General features: G+C 33.5%; 11 protein-coding genes. 8 read left to right on the top strand and 3 right to left on the bottom strand.

Annotation, left to right across the window (positions count from 1 at the left end; genetic code table 11):
• Window positions 1-79 precede the first annotated feature (79 nt).
• The 7 genes from Spiro2_RS03935 to Spiro2_RS03905 all read left to right on the top strand — a co-directional run bounded on the left by Spiro2_RS03935 (window position 80) and on the right by Spiro2_RS03905 (window position 9,372).
• The gene (locus tag Spiro2_RS03935; RefSeq protein ID WP_338637200.1) at window positions 80-928 is read left to right on the top strand and encodes a proline dehydrogenase family protein; all 849 of its coding nucleotides are present in this window, start codon (window positions 80-82) and stop codon (window positions 926-928) included.
• 339 nt (window positions 929-1,267) lie between these two features.
• A complete protein-coding gene (locus Spiro2_RS03930) occupies window positions 1,268-2,200 on the top strand; it encodes a hypothetical protein (protein ID WP_338637199.1) in 933 nt (310 codons plus the stop codon).
• A 142-nt stretch (window positions 2,201-2,342) separates the two neighbouring features.
• Complete coding sequence (gene istA / locus Spiro2_RS03925) at window positions 2,343-3,872, top strand: IS21 family transposase (RefSeq protein ID WP_338635752.1); 1,530 nt, start codon at window positions 2,343-2,345, stop codon at window positions 3,870-3,872.
• 15 nt (window positions 3,873-3,887) lie between these two features.
• Complete coding sequence (locus tag Spiro2_RS03920; protein ID WP_338635663.1) at window positions 3,888-4,628, top strand: ATP-binding protein; 741 nt, start codon at window positions 3,888-3,890, stop codon at window positions 4,626-4,628.
• A gap of 4 nt (window positions 4,629-4,632) precedes the next feature.
• Window positions 4,633-5,823, top strand: a complete 1,191-nt coding sequence (locus tag Spiro2_RS03915) for a hypothetical protein (RefSeq protein ID WP_338637198.1) — start codon at window positions 4,633-4,635, stop codon at window positions 5,821-5,823.
• Window positions 5,824-6,057: 234 nt separating this feature from the next.
• The gene (locus Spiro2_RS03910; RefSeq protein WP_338637196.1) at window positions 6,058-7,542 is read left to right on the top strand and encodes a hypothetical protein; all 1,485 of its coding nucleotides are present in this window, start codon (window positions 6,058-6,060) and stop codon (window positions 7,540-7,542) included.
• Window positions 7,543-7,791: 249 nt separating this feature from the next.
• Window positions 7,792-9,372, top strand: coding sequence for an APC family permease (locus Spiro2_RS03905; RefSeq protein ID WP_338637194.1), 1,581 nt, complete (start codon window positions 7,792-7,794; stop codon window positions 9,370-9,372).
• On the opposite strand, the gene Spiro2_RS03900 is transcribed toward Spiro2_RS03905, so the two are convergent.
• Window positions 9,369-10,352: a hypothetical protein gene (locus Spiro2_RS03900; RefSeq protein ID WP_338637192.1), complete on the bottom strand. Its 984-nt coding sequence runs from the start codon at window positions 10,350-10,352 to the stop codon at window positions 9,369-9,371. The genes Spiro2_RS03905 and Spiro2_RS03900 overlap by 4 nt on opposite strands.
• A gap of 192 nt (window positions 10,353-10,544) precedes the next feature.
• On the opposite strand from Spiro2_RS03900, the gene nrfD reads away from it, so the two are divergent.
• Window positions 10,545-11,945, top strand: a complete 1,401-nt coding sequence (gene nrfD / locus Spiro2_RS03895; protein WP_338637191.1) for an NrfD/PsrC family molybdoenzyme membrane anchor subunit — start codon at window positions 10,545-10,547, stop codon at window positions 11,943-11,945.
• Window positions 11,946-11,975: 30 nt separating this feature from the next.
• Here nrfD and Spiro2_RS03890 read toward each other — a convergent pair whose 3' ends face one another.
• Both Spiro2_RS03890 and Spiro2_RS03885 read right to left on the bottom strand, forming a co-directional pair.
• Complete coding sequence (locus tag Spiro2_RS03890) at window positions 11,976-13,175, bottom strand: hypothetical protein (RefSeq protein WP_338637190.1); 1,200 nt, start codon at window positions 13,173-13,175, stop codon at window positions 11,976-11,978.
• Window positions 13,172-15,499: a RelA/SpoT family protein gene (locus Spiro2_RS03885; protein ID WP_338637189.1), complete on the bottom strand. Its 2,328-nt coding sequence runs from the start codon at window positions 15,497-15,499 to the stop codon at window positions 13,172-13,174. Before Spiro2_RS03885 ends, Spiro2_RS03890 begins: the two co-directional genes overlap by 4 nt.
• Window positions 15,500-15,536: the final 37 nt, after the last annotated feature.

Here is a 15,536-nt window from a genome sequence, read left to right as displayed (position 1 = left end):
AAATTTATTATTCCTGTAATTTATTGTAAAAAAGAACTTGTACTGTTTTTTTTATTAAAAAAATGATGAGGGTCATTTTATGGGAAGCGTACCGTTTTATGCCAAACGATTTATTTCAGGCTCAAATTATGAAGATTCCTTAAAAGTAGTAGAAAAACTCAATGCAAATCATATTTCTGTCACACTTGATGTTTTAGGAGAAAACGTCAAAGAAAAAAATCAAGTATTAAAATTTTTGGAAGAATATGAAACAGTCATTAAAAAAATATCAGAAAAAAAATTAGACTGTTACGTTTCAATCAAACTGACAATACTGGGTTTAGATATTGATAATAATTTTTGCTACGAAAATCTTTGCAGAATTTTAAAATTAGCCGATTCTAACAATATTCGTGTTGCTCTAGACATGGAAGGTTCCAATTATACTGAAAGAACCATTGCCATGTATGAACGTGTTGCAAAAGAATACAAAAGTCCTGAAATTGTTTTACAAGCGTATTTATATAGAACAGAAGCAGATATAAACCGGGTGCTTTCTGCAAATGGAAAAATTAGATTATGCAAAGGCGCCTACAAAGAATCTCCAGAAAAAGCTTATCAAAAAATGTCGCTGGTTGTTGAAAATTATAAGATATTAATTCAAAAACTTTTGCTTAGAGGCAATCGCGTTTGCATTGCAACCCATGACGACAAACTTATTGATTTTTGCAGTCAATTTATAGAAACCAATAAAGTACCTAAAGATCGATATGAATTTCAAATGCTTTATGGTATGCGAGAAAAAACCTGGACTGAAATACGTAAAAGTGGCCATAACATGACTGTTTATGTTCCCTATGGCCAAGAGTGGCAAGCTTATTATGCACGTCGCCTAAAAGAAAGAAAAGAAAATATTTTTTTTGTTCTTAAAAACTTATTTAAGTCTTAATTTGTAATTAAACATTTTTTTAATGATTAAAAAACAATATATTTATAGAACTTAAATTTAATAATTTTTAGATTTTAATTTAATTGTTAAAATATAAGTTACTTTTAATTTTATGTTAAAATTAAGTTTTAGACAAGATTTTTTTATTTAATAAATATTTTTTAATATTTATTAAATGTAAATTTGTTTTAATTTAATAGTGATTTTTCAAAATATTTATTTTTTTTTAATAAAACATATAAAAAAAAAAATTTAAGATATATTTCGTTTCGCTCTAAATGATATGAGCGATTTTTCTTATATCGACAAAAAACAAAATATTTTAGCAAAGGAAACAGTATGCCTCAGTACCCATTTATATTTATTGGCTCTATACTTGCCATTTTATCAATAAATATAGGTTGTAAAGCGCCAGATTCTAGTTCTAAAAATAATACTAAAGGAAAAAAGATTCAAGAAGAAAATAATCAAAAAGAAGAACCTAAATTAAGAGTTGGTTACACTCTTTATAATGTACCAACTATTGTCGCTGCAGGCAGTGATTCAGGTTTTTTTTATGGCTTCGATACACCAGCAAAAACAGATTCTCAAGTTAAAAATTTACAAAATTTTGAAAAAAACATTCAAATTAGCATAACTAAAGACGGAGAAGATTCTGACTTAAAAATAAAAGCTGTCGAAAAAACCAATCCTATTTTATTTTATTTTAATGTACCCAAAAGTACTCCTCTTGGAAATTATAATGTGATATTAAATTCTAATAAGTTTCCCAATATAAAGAAAAGTTACAGTTTTAAAGTTGTAGATGAAAAAAAATTAGACCCTACAACAATCAAATCTATACAAATTAAATCCTTACAACAATTTAGATTAAATCATAATTTTAATATTCCAAAAGGTAAATGTATTGATTTGCTCGTCACCGCCGAAACTAGTACCGACCAAATTGTCTATAATATTACTAATGAAAATTGGCTTATTAAAAATATTAATTCACAAGTTACAAATTTTACTCTCACTGAAGACATGAAAATTTGTGCATATTATGAAAAATATGGCTCAAAATACCTACCAAAAGCAGGAGATGAAACTCAATTTAAAATTAGTCATGCAGGTAAAGATTTTATTGCTAAATTCATCGCCACAGAAAACCTAGAAAAAGCATCAGGACAAGAAGATACGGCTTCCAAATCTTCAGACCCTGAATGGCCGATTGCATTAAAGAGCGCCACCCCGATTGCAATTAAGGGGACCATAGCAATTGCATGTTAACGGAACCACCTTAATTGCACGTTAAGGGGACCATGCAAATTGCACTAAGCGGTACCACTCCGATTGCAAATTAAGGGGACCATTTTTTTATAGCCAGCGATTCGTCTTTTTTGCAAAGCTCTTAGGCAAGGAGGTGAGCCTAATGAGAAGAAAAGGACGGGTTAGTATGGAAAAGTTGGGGCAAATCCTGCAAATGCGGGAAAAAAGGCGTTCCATTAGGACAATTGCACGATGTCTTCATATGTCGAGAAAGACAGTCAAGAAATATCTTCAAGAAAATTTGCATAAAGAATGTCTAAACAAAAACACTCAATATCAAACTCATTCTCCAAATGACAAACTTAATCCAGACGATATACCTAACTGGGCTCAAGAAATTGATATTGAACTCGTATTAAAAGAATTGGGTAAGGGAATTAGCTATAAGGTTCTTTATGAAGAACTCAAACCCACCATTAGTTATTTTAGCTTTTGGAGATTTTTTAGAAAACTATACGGCTTAAAAAGGCAAAACATTTCAATAAGAATAATCCATAAACCAGGAGAAAAAACTTATGTTGATTTTTGTGATGGTATCCAGATTTTTGATGAACTAACTGGTGAGGTTATTAAAACTCATTTATTTGTCGCAACACTGCCTTTTAGTCAATACACTTTTGCAGAGTTTACATTAGATCAAAAGCTAGAAACTTTTATTGAATTGCATGATAAAACTTGGGAGTTTTTTGGAGGGGTAACAGATTACACTGTGCCTGATAATTTAAAAAGTGCTGTAAGCAAAGCACATCGCTATGACCCTGATTGCAATAAATCATTTTGTGAATATGCAAACCATGTAGGTTTTGCAGTTTTACCAGCAAGGCCATATAAACCAAGAGATAAAGCTTCTGTTGAAGGCAATATTCATCATATTCAAAAATCTTTTTTTCAGCGTGTCAGAAATAAAAAGTATCAAACTTTATTTGAACTCAATCAGGATTTTAAAATATTTTTGAAAGAATTCAACAACTCTATTATGAAAGACTATGGTGTATCAAGGAAAGAAAGATTTAGTACAGAAGAACCTTATTTAAAGGCTGTTCCTGCGGAAAAATTTCAATTGTTTAATTGGAAAATAGCAAAGGTTCATCCTGATTGCCATATTCAAGTGGAAAAAAATTTTTACTCAGTTCCATTTCACTTTGCTGGCAAAGAAGTTAGAGTTAGATATTCAAAGAATTATTTAGAAGTTTTTTCTTCAAATGGAGAGCTTTTATCTTCACATAAAAAAATAAAAGGAATAGGAAAGTCATCAACCGATCCTGGTCATTGGCCTCAAGAAAAACAACGTTACCTCAGCTTTGATATCAATAAAGCAAAATTGGAGGCTAAAAAAATAGGAGAAAACACGTATAAGTTGATTGATTTTTTATTTTCACAAAGTCACCCTTTGCGCTTTTTACGTCCTGTACAAGGGATGTTAAGACTAGTGTATTCAAATAAATTTAACAAAGAAGATATGGAATATGCAGCAAAAATGGCGTTTTCTCATAAAATTTACCGTCTCTCATATATAACTGATTGTTGTATTTTTCATGTAAATGGAGGGGCAAAGCCAAGAGCAACGCAAGCGCCAATCCGTACACTAAACACAATCCATCTTCATCAAAGCAAAGAAAAGATATTCAATTAATTAGAAAGAAATAATATGTTCCAACAAGCCAAAAACTTAGCACAAAAATTACGTTTACCTGGATTTTTAGAAAATATGGAAAGAAGATGCGCGGAGTTTGAATCAGGAAATCTAAGTCCATCTGAATTTTTATCGCTGTTATTGTCAGACGAGGCAAATTCTAGGAAAAATAAATTAAACAAGCGCCTAGAATCCATAGCACGATTTCGCCATCGTATTGATTTAGAAGACTGGGATGCGTCTTTTGACAGAGGTATCTCAAAAGCAAAAATGAAAGAAATATTTCAACTTTCTTTTTTACATAATCGAGAAAATTTAATTATTCTTGGAAAAACAGGCGAAGGGAAAACTCATTTAGCAATAGGGATAGGGCGCCGTGCATGCCAAGAAAGTTCAGGAGTTCTATTTTCTTCAGTCAACTTTTTTCTTGAAGAAGCCATTGCAACAAAAGCTTCTGGAAAATATCTTGCTTGGGTAAAAACAATAACGAAGAAAGAAATTTTAATATTTGATGATTTTGCTTTACGGCAATATAACCATGAAGAAGCGGGTATCATACTTGATATTCTTGAAGAACGTCAAAGAAAAAGCATTACAATTGTAACTTCACAGGTTCATCCTGATGGTTGGATTAAATTGTTTGAAGACCCTGTCATTGCAGAAGCAATTGTTGATAGATTACGAAATCCTAGTCAAATAATTACACTAAAAGGAGGTTCTTATAGAGAAAAGCTTAAAATAACAAAAAAAGACTAGAAACTTGTTACGAAATCAATTTTCTTGTACCCATTTTTTTATAGACGATTCACCTTCGTCGCTGGCTCATAAAGTGGCTCCCTTAACATGCAATCAGGGTGGTTCCCTTCTTTGCAATCGAGCACCTGAAACGTCATTGCCACCTTTAGATGCTCTTGTCACAGACGAAGTAGTGCCTATTCCCGAACCTCTTGTCACAGTCGAAGTAGTGCCTATTCCCGAACCTCTTGTCACAGTCGAAGTAGTGCCTGCTCGTGAAGATACTGCTGTAGAACCTCTTGGCGCAGAACAACAACAAGTGACTGCTCCTGATGAGACTCCTGTAGTACCTCTTGGCGCAGAACAACAACAAGTGACTGCTCCTGATGAGACTCCTGTAGTACCTCTTGTCGCAGAACAACAACAAGTGCCTGCTCCTGATGAGGCTCCTGTAGTACCTCTTGTCGCAGAACAACAACAAGTGCCTGCTCCTGATGAGGCTCCTGTAGTACCTCTTGTCGCAGAACAACAACAAGTGCCTGCTCCTGATGAGGCTCCTGTAGTACCTCTTGTCGCAGAACAACAACAAGTGACTGCTCCTGATGAGACTCCTGTAGTACCTCTTGTCGCAGAACAACAACAAGAGCCTGCTCCTGATGAGGCTCCTGTAGTACCTCTTGTCGCAGAACAACAACAAGTGACTGCTCCTGATGAGGCTCCTGTAGTACCTCTTGTCGCAGAACAACAACAAGTGACTGCTCCTGATGAGACTCCTGTAGTACCTCTTGTCGCAGAACAACAACAAGTGCCTGCTCCTGATGAGGCTCCTGTAGTACCTCTTGGCGCAGAACAACAACAAGTGCCTGCTCCTGATGAGACTCCTGTAGTACCTCTTGTCGCAGAACAACAACAAGTGCCTGCTCCTGATGAGGCTCCTGTAGTACCTCTTGGCGCAGAACAACAACAAGTGCCTGCTCCTGATGAGACTCCTGTAGTACCTCTTGTCGTAGAACAACAACAAGTGCCTGCTCCTGATGAGACTCCTGTAGTACCTCTTGTCGCAGAACAACAACAAGTGACTGCTCCTGATGAGACTCCTGTAGTACCTCTTGTCGCAGAACAACAACAAGTGCCTGCTCCTGATGAGGCTCCTGTAGTACCTCTTGGCGCAGAACAACAACAAGTGCCTGTTCGTGAAGATACTGCTGTAGAATAATAAAATAATAAATTTTAAATATATTGTAATAATTAAAGACATTTTAATGATAAAAAACAATATATTTATAGCATCTAAATTTAATAACCTTCAAGATTTTATTTAATTGTTAAAAATTAAATTGCTTTTATTAAAATAAATAAAAAAAATTTTAAGATATATTTTATTTTACTCTAAATGATATGGGTTGTTTTTATTATATCTAAAAAAAAATATTTTAGCAGAGGAAACAGTATGTTTCAGTACCAATGCATGTTTATAGGCTCTATACTTGCTCTTTTATTAACAAACATAAGTTGTAATATTAAAGATGACAAAAATTCAAAATATTCTGGCTTTGACCCCAATCTTAAAAGAAATAAAAGAGAAATTATTGATTTAAATAATACTAAAATTTCCTTTCAATATGAGCACATTCCTTCTGGTACCTGTAGCACATACCAAATCATTTCTCCTTTAGATAATATAAATCAACATTTAGAATTGATTGATAAAGGAAATAATTTTACTCTCGATAGAAACTTGCAAAAGCTGTGCGCATATAAAACAAACAACGATGTTCATAGAAAACCAGCACCCATTCACTCTAAAGCTCAGCTTGTTCTTGATGTTCTTGATCAAGGGTCAGGCAAAATTTTTGCCGAAATTGAGGTCACATCAAAAGCTCCAAGCATTACAGAAATTATGGATGAATTCCCACCCAAAAATCTATATTCGCAAGATCAAATTTTAAAAAAATCAAATTCTTTTTACGTGCCTGCAGGGGGCAACCCAGATAATTTTAAAATTGTAGTGTATGACAATAGCATAAATCATAATAGGTATTTAATCTCTTCCGATAAAATTTATATTGTTGGCAAGCATATCGAAAGTGAGTATTTTGTAAGATTTTCAATAAAAATAACAAATGAGTCAGTAGACCCTTCGGATGGTGCTTTTTTTTCCTTTGAAGTACCCAGCGATTATCCTCATGGTCGTTATGACTTGAGCTTGCGTGTGAATGAAGATGCTCTCAATGTGGAGCGACCTTTTACTATTTATGTTGTAGAAAAAGACAAAAATTTAAACTCTCCAGAAATTAAATCTATTAATGTAGTTTATAACAATACAACTACCACTGATATTTCAATTCCAATTGGAACATGTGTTGATTACAAAGTTATTGCCACAGATCTTAACGATAAAAAGTATGATATCACTGGAAAAAATTGGTATACTGTAAGTCTCGCCCCAGCAAAGAATTTTACCTTGTTTCCTGAAAAAAGAAAAATTTGTGCATACAATAATAACTACTACTCAACTCCACGAGTGGGTGAAACAACTATGTTTATTATTAAATATCAAAAATTAATTCATGATATTACTTTGAATGCAGTAGCAAGCCCAGAATTTATATTGAAGCCAAAAAATCCTATTTCAGAAGAAATCTTAAATGTAAAAGCTGGCTCTAAAACGACAAATTTTAAAATTAATTTAGTAAAATTTTTGGATAGAAACCAAAATAGTTTTGCAAATAATGCTGAAGATTTTGAAATTTTAGATGAAGACAAAAAGATTATTAAACTAAACTCAAATCAAGATCGTGAGGGTTCGACTTCATTTAATTTTAAATTACCATACATATATGATAGTTATGATAAAACTACTTACTCTTTTACTTTGCGTATGAAGCGCTATCCAAACATCAAAGAAACGTTTAGTGTAAATGTAACAAAATAAAAACTATTTAATTACTTTTGAACAGCTTTTTAGCTGCTAATTTAAACCAAAAATGGTGCACAGTGTTATTTTAATAAAAAAATCAAAATTTGAGAACACATCTTAATTATTAAAAAAAAATTATTTATTATTTAAAAACTCTTAAAATTAAATATAATTCCTTTTTGCAACATATGCAATTTGACAAATATTACCATACTAGTATATCTTATAATACTCTGTTTTTTGAACTGTTAAGGATAAATTTTAATGCAACCAAGAAGAACTATTGGATTAGTTGGTATCACTGCCGCTTCTGTTGGCAGTATGATTGGCTCAAGCTGGCTTTTTGCACCATTGTACGCAGCACAAATGGCCGGCCCTGCAGCAATAATTTCTTGGCTGCTTGCAGGTTTTTTTTTCATATTTATTGTTTTGGTCTTTGCAGAACTTTCTTCAATGTTTTCTGTTAACACAGGATTAACGAGTTATTCTTTTTTAACTCATGGTAGATTTACGGGAGTTATTACGGGTTGGATTTATTTTTTATGCTTTGTTACAATTCCTCCAATAGAGTCATTGGCTGTGATTCAGTATGCAAGTTATTATTTTCCAATTTTAGTTACTAAAAATAGTTTAAATAGCAATGAATTATCAATTTATGGCTATTTCGCAACTGGCTGTATTTTATTTTTAATCATACATTTAAATAAATTTGGCACAAAATTACTTAGTAAAGCAAATATTTCAACCACTGCTTGGAAAGTATTAATTCCTCTCATTATTTCTTTAGCTTTACTGTTTAATTCAAAAATTAATTTAACAGAAACTCTTCAAATTAACACATTTGCTCCGTATGGTTGGCAAGGGATCATGACAAGCTTATCTGTAGGTGGAATTATTTTTGCATTTGGCGGCTTTCAATCAGGAATTTTACTCGCTGGCGAAACTTTAAATCCTAAAAGAAATATTCCAATTGCTACAATAGGGGCCGTTATTTTTGTAACTTTTTTTTACACAATCATTCAAACTGCATTTATTTTTGCAATTCCACAATCTGAGCTTTCCCAAGGTTGGAAAAATTTAAGTTTTTATGGCGACTTAGGACCATTTTTGAGTCTTACTCTTGCAGCAGGTCTTGTTTTTTTAAGTTTTATGCTTTACTTAGACGCAATTATTTCTCCCTTTGGATCAGCCCTCATTATGGCGACGGCATCATCAAGAGTGATGTATTCACTTGGAAAAACTCAAGCAGCACCTCCCTTTGTTTCGCATCTCAACAAATATGGAAGCCCAGAACGATCTGTATGGATCTGTTTTTTTGTAGGGCTTATATTAATTTTTCCTTTTCCAGGGTGGAAAGAAATGGTAAAATTTTTAACCTCTTCGTATTTGGTAGCTCTGTCTATTGCCCCTATTTCTCTGGTTGTGCTTCGCGAAAAATTTCCTGAAGCAAAACGAAAATTTTTGCTACCTTTTTATAAAGTTATTTCAATCATTGCATTTTGTGTTTGCGGTTTGATGACGCATTGGATTGGATTTAAAGTTTTATTACAGTTAAGTATTATTTTAACTTTTGTTGCCTTTATTTATGCCTTAGTTTCTTACAAAAAAAGTAAAAAAATATTTAAAAAACAACAATTCAAAAATGCTTCTTGGATAGGAATATTTATTTTTGGATTTACAATGATCAATTATTTTTCTAAATTTCATAACGAATTAAATACGCTTAGCATTTTGCAAAGTAACTCAATCGCAGTTGTCTTTAGCATTTGCGTATTTTTCTTAGGATGTAAACTCTCACTCGATAAAAACACTGTGATTAAAAATGCCAAAAGTATTATTAATTAAAAATTCTTTAACCATTTTATCAGCTCTGCGGCCAACCATTTGTGCGCATTTTTTTGTGTTCTAAGCATAAGTTCAGTTTTTGCAGAACTCGAAAAAAATTCTACCAATTTTTCTTTTTGTAATTGTTTTAACGCTTTTTGAATACGAGCTTGCGCTGGAAATGGAATTTTCGCTTGCTCAAATGCCAATTTATGATTTTTTGTATCTTCTAAACTCGAAGCCACTGCACACACTTGTTTTAAAAAATACACCAACGCCATAAAAACACTTGTTGCATCTTCACCACATGCTTCACATTGTTGCAAACGCAATTCAATCAAATAAGGATCACCATTCACAATTGCATCCACGACATGAAACCCATTGATATTTGGACTACCAATAAAAACATCGGCAAAATTAAGACTAGACCTCGCCATTTGCGAAAAATGCATATCACATGCTACTAAGTCTCCAGAATATGCTTCTATCGCACTATGCACAATAGTAGATAAGTCGTGAGAGCCTTTAGAAGCAATAAAAGAATAACGAGAGGCTAATTGTTCTACAGCTTTGAATAATTCTGCATCACTTGGCTCATAACATAAAAAGACAGAACCACAATTTTTAAAATCTGTTTCTTTAATGATATTGCGATAACTTGTTGCTGCAAAAAAATATGCCGAAGATTCTAAAGGCAAAATTAAGCGACTTAAATGTATTTTTTCTTCTTCCCACTGTTTTGCAGTCAACTTTTCGGGCAAACAAACAATGCTACTTTGTTGTGCAAAAAATAAAGTTCCTGTTGCTGCATATTCAACATATTCCACAACAGCACTTTTGCCATAAAATAGATTAGGCATTTTTTTTGAATGCTGAAATATTTTTTCTTCAACAATTTTTTTATAAATCGGATTATCGCTCAGAATAACTTTTATTGTGAAATTTACTTCTGGAGACAAAAGTGCACATATGAGCTTTGACGCATCTATTCGTTGCATAGAATCCTTAACTTAAATTAACGAAAAACAAAAAATATTAATGTTCTTCTACGCAAATGACAATAAATTGTTGAAAAGCCTATGTGAAGTGTTTTTTTGATAAATTTTCAAGTATGCTTGATCCCATAGTGCAAATTCGTTAAACCTCACTTGGTTTTTTTATTTCTGACCTATATTTAATACAGGTGAACCATGGAACATTCGATTGAACATCAGAGCAATGACTCCGCTCACAAAAGACCTGCTCTCGTCACAGGAAAAGATCCTTCTTTTCATATGGTAACACAAACTGTAGCGTCACTTGCTGGTCGCAAAGTTGGACCAGGTTGGTATATCACTTTTTTTATTTCTGGCTTAGGTGTTGCTCTGCTTCTCATCTCTTTAGGATATTTATTTTGGGAAGGAATTGGAGTTTGGGGTAACAACAACAGAGTTGATTGGGCTTGGGATATTACCAATTTTGTTTTTTGGATTGAAATTGCACATGCCGGAACTCTGATTTCTGCAATCCTTCTTTTGTTTAGACAAAAATGGCGCACTTCGATAAACCGCCTTGCAGAAGGGATGACAATTTTTGCGGTGATGGCAGCAGCCATCTTTCCTGCTGTTCATATTGGACGCCCTTGGTTTGCCTATTGGTTATTTCCACTTCCTAACCAAATGGAAATGTGGCCAAATTTTAAAAGCCCTCTCGAATGGGACGTATTTGCTGTGAATACGTATTTAAGCATAGGTCTTATTTTTTGGTATGTTGGCATGATCCCTGACTTTGCAACACTCCGTGACAATGCCAAATCAAAAATTGGTGAGTTTGCTTACGGACTTCTCGCATTGGGATGGATTGGTTCTGCAAGACAATGGGTAAACTACGAAAGGGCATGTATTTTACTTGCAGGTATTGCAACTCCAGCCGTGTTTTCTACCGCAGGAATTGTGTCTTTAGACTTTGCAACCTCTATTATACCAGGTTGGCATGCAACAATATTTCCACCTTACTTTATTGCTGGTGCAATTTTCTCTGGGTTTTGTTTATGCTTAAATCTTTTGATTATGGTTCGATCCATTTTTAATTTTAAAGATTTGGTGACAGACAGACACATTGATATCTGCGCAAAATTTATACTTTTTACTAGTATCATTATGGCATACGTCTATATTATCGAATTTTTTACCATATTTTATAGTGGTAACCCTTACGAGAGATTTTGGAACTGGAACCGGATTAATGGTCCTTATGGCTGGGCATATTGGGCAATGGTTATTTTAAATATCGCAATTCCACAAACGTTTTGGTTTAAAAAAGTACGCCAAAATGTGGCGTGGCTATTTATCGCGGCCATACTCATTAACATTGGAATGTGGTTAGAGCGTTTTGTGCTCATTGTCACTACACTCAGTCGCACTTTTATACCATCTTCTTGGGGTTTCTTTACAGCAAGCTTTTGGGATATTGCATTATTTTTAGGTTCAATTGGATTATTTTTTCACCTATTCTGTTTATTTGTAAGATTTTTACCAATGGTCAATATGTCTGAAGTCAAATCAGTAATGCCACAAGCAGACCCGCATTTAAAACCTGAAATTAAAAAATAATCTTCGAAAAAAATAAAAGTAGCTTTCTGTTTAAGAATTTTTTTCAAGCAATTCTTGTTCAGAAAGTTTTTTTAGTTTTATAAAAAGCCCAATGAGAAGACACATCGCAACAAAAACAGAAAAAGACAATAACCATAAAGTTTGATCTGTTGATAAATTTAGTTTTTCAAATAGCTTTTTTGCAACTAATGATGAACCACTAAAAATAAAAAATGCGCTTGCCTGAAAAGTCGCTAAATAATTTTTGTTTGAATACCTAAATAAAAAAGAAAGAAACAGAGGAAATATTAAAAAATTAAAGAGCGTATCAATTGAAGAAAATACGGCTGGAATATAAGAAGAAATAATGCCAAAATTTTTAACAAAAATGTTTATTAAAAAAAAGAAAATAAAAAACCAGCCAACAATGTAAAAGTACCGTATTGTCTTTCTTTGATTTTCAAGATTTTTCCATAATATTAGTAAAGTTGCGCTTATTAAAAAGATGACACCCCAGTATGTCAAAGAAGTTGAAAACGAAATGACTCTATTAAACATTGCGCCATTAAGTCCCATTAATAAACACAATACATAAATTAAAGTTACTAAAAATATTGAAAGTGATTTTTGATCATTTTTATCTTTTAAAAAAAGATCTTTATTTTTTTTGTTTAAAAAATAAACAACTCCTGTATAACAACACATTAAAATACTAGAAAACAAAAACATGTATTTATAATAAAATGTTGAATATAAAAATTTAGACGCTAAAAAAGCAGATATAAAAGAAGCAGAACTGCCAATAAGCAAAAATACAATGTAACTAATATCTTGATTTAAGTGATGATTCGGATATAATTTTCCTACTAAAACAAACAAAGCAGGTTTTATTAAAGAGCAACCAACCACACAAAAAATAAGAGCGATCAAAATAAAATTAGGAAATAAAAACATCGATAGAGCTGTAAAAAAATAACTAATTACTAAACATATTCCGCCGTACAAACTCGCTTTATATAAGCCAAGAAATTTATCAATCACGGGCGCTAAAACAATTGGACCACATAAAATTCCAATCGAAAAAATACTGGCAATTTTTAATGCCTTATCTTGCGGAAATGCAATCCCCCCAAGCTCATGCGTTGTAATCATAAAGTACAGCAACACAAATGAAACAAAATAATAAGCAAAACGCTCTAAAGCTATTGAAAATAATAGTAAAAGTAACGAGCGGTACTTTAAAAAAATCACCCTATTGTTCTTTCTACATGAATAACGCCGTCAACGGCTTCTATTTTTTGCAGCACATCTTTTAATTGATGGATATCATTTAATTCTAACTTTAGCAAAATAACGGCTCTTCTTTGCGGATTGGTAAAACACTCCATTGATGCTATATTAATATATGCCGAAGAAACAGTTTTTGTAATAGCCGCCAGAATTCCTGGTTTATCGTGCGCAGTAATACGCACCCGAACATTATGCGACGAAGCAGACACAATATTCCACGAGCAATCAACACGCCGCGCAGGATCATTTGACAAAGCCCATTGACAACTTGCGGCATGCACCGTCACCCCACGACTTCTTGAAACAAACCCAACAATTTGTTGCCCCGGAAGTGGTTCGCAACATCGTGCCATACGAACAATAATTCCTGACATACCCTGTACAAAAATCGCATCTTCACCACTTGATTGAAACTTACTATGCTTTTGTTTAAAAACCTCTTGAACAGAACGGACTTCTTGCAGCTCTTGCTGCATTGTTTTCTGACTTTCTACCAACAATAAAGGTTCTGGGCTTTTTGTTACATATGGGCTTGAGTGCAATAATTTTTGGACAGCTGTTTTAACATCAAGTTTTCCATATCCAATTTGCAAAATAAAATCTTCGTAACTGCCAACACTAAAAATTTTATTGATTTCTTGAAACACACCGCTTTTTTGGAGTTTTTCAAAACTAGCACCATTTTTAGACAGTTCAGTTTCAAACATTTCTTGCCCTAATTGTTTAGACTGACTCCTCTCTTCTGTTCTCAGCCAAGCTCTAATTTTGTTTCGCGCTTTTGTTGTTGTTATAAAATTTAACCAATCTTTTGTTGCACGAACTTTATTGCCGACAAGCAACTCAATCACATCACCACTATGCAGTCGGGTACGCAACGTCGCAATACGACCATTAATTTTTGCCCCAGTGGTGCGTAAACCCAAATCTGTATGAATTGCAAATGCAAAATCAAGGCATGTTGAACCCTTACGCAATTCAAACACATCACCTTTAGGAGAAAATACGTATACCTCTTCATCAAACAGATCGACTTTTACAGCTTCTAAAAATTCGTTGGGGTCTGAAAGTTCTTTTTGATGCCGGACAATTTGTTTTAACCATTTAAATTTTTCAAAATCTGCATGATCAAACTGCATGCCATTGGGATCTTTTCTTCTTTCTTTATAAGTCCAATGTGCTGCGATCCCATTTTCTGCAATTTGATGCATCTCAGTAGTTCGAATTTGAACTTCTAATAATTCTCCCTTTGCAGCAACAATCGTGGTGTGCAAACTTTGATACAAATTTGCCTTTGGCATCGCGATAAAATCTTTAAAACGCCCAGGCACAGGTCGATAAATATTATGAATAATTCCTAAAGTTTCGTAACATTCGTTAGGAGTTTCCACAATTACACGCAGTGCAAACAGATCATAGATGTCTTCAAACTCCATTTGTTTGTCAGACATTTTTCGATAAATAGAATAAAAATGTTTAGCTCTTCCATAAACTTTTGCTTTAATATTTGCTTCTTGCAACCTGGCAGCCAAATGATCTCGAGCTTGTTCAATAATTTTATCTCTTTCGGTTTTTTTTTGTGCAACACGAGCTATTAAGCTATAATAAACAGAAGGTTTAAGTTCTCTCAAACACAAATCTTCGAGTTCAGCTTTTATCTTGTACATCCCAAGTCTGCCCGCTAAAGGAGCATAAATTTCTAAGGTTTCTTCTGCGATTCGTTGTCTTTTCTCAAGATTTAGTGCCCGTAAAGTCCGCATATTGTGCATACGATCTGCAAGCTTTACAATAATCACTCGAATATCACGAGACATTGCTACAATCATCTTGCGAAAGTTTTCTGCCATTTTTTCTTGAGAGGAGCGAAACTGAACCTTTGCAAGTTTTGTGACTCCTTCAACCAAAGCAGCCACATGTTCACCAAATTCTTTAGAGACTTCTTCAACAGAAACATGGGTGTCTTCAACCACGTCATGCAAGATAGCGGCTATTAATGATGTTTCATCCATTTTAAATTCTGCAAGAATTTCGGCCACAGCTAAAGGATGAACAATATAAGGTTCGCCACTTTTTCTTCTTTGTCCTGCATGAAGATTGTGCGCAAACTGAAACGCTTTTGCTAATATAGGCTCAGTTGCAGGCTCCAAATATTGAAGGCATTTTTCTATTAATGATTTATAAGCATTTTGTGCTATTTTCTCTATGTCCTCGGAGGAAGGAGTTTCAGAAGACTCAGGTAGAGGATAATCTTCATGAGAAGGTTGTTTTTTATGGTTTTCAGAACCCATTTAGGAAATACTCCCTATTTGCTAAGCTTGGTGCAGC

This window comes from Spirobacillus cienkowskii (genome assembly GCF_037081835.1).
GTDB classification, from domain to species: domain Bacteria; phylum Bdellovibrionota_B; class Oligoflexia; order Silvanigrellales; family Silvanigrellaceae; genus Silvanigrella; species Silvanigrella cienkowskii.
Note: the sequence above shows the minus strand (reverse complement) of the source record. Positions and strands in the feature narration are given on the sequence as shown.

Excerpts from the sequence above, each read along its gene's own strand:
- Spiro2_RS03920 (WP_338635663.1), top strand. The coding sequence starts at position 3,888 with ATGTTCCAACAAGCCAAAAACTTAGCACAAAAATTACGTTTACCTGGA.
- nrfD (WP_338637191.1), top strand. The coding sequence starts at position 10,545 with ATGGAACATTCGATTGAACATCAGAGCAATGACTCCGCTCACAAAAGA.
- Spiro2_RS03905 (WP_338637194.1), top strand. The coding sequence starts at position 7,792 with ATGCAACCAAGAAGAACTATTGGATTAGTTGGTATCACTGCCGCTTCT.
- Spiro2_RS03900 (WP_338637192.1), bottom strand. The coding sequence starts at position 10,352 with ATGCAACGAATAGATGCGTCAAAGCTCATATGTGCACTTTTGTCTCCA.
- Spiro2_RS03930 (WP_338637199.1), top strand. The coding sequence starts at position 1,268 with ATGCCTCAGTACCCATTTATATTTATTGGCTCTATACTTGCCATTTTA.
- Spiro2_RS03910 (WP_338637196.1), top strand. The coding sequence starts at position 6,058 with ATGTTTCAGTACCAATGCATGTTTATAGGCTCTATACTTGCTCTTTTA.
- Spiro2_RS03935 (WP_338637200.1), top strand. The coding sequence starts at position 80 with ATGGGAAGCGTACCGTTTTATGCCAAACGATTTATTTCAGGCTCAAAT.
- istA (WP_338635752.1), top strand. The coding sequence starts at position 2,343 with ATGAGAAGAAAAGGACGGGTTAGTATGGAAAAGTTGGGGCAAATCCTG.
- Spiro2_RS03885 (WP_338637189.1), bottom strand. The coding sequence starts at position 15,499 with ATGGGTTCTGAAAACCATAAAAAACAACCTTCTCATGAAGATTATCCT.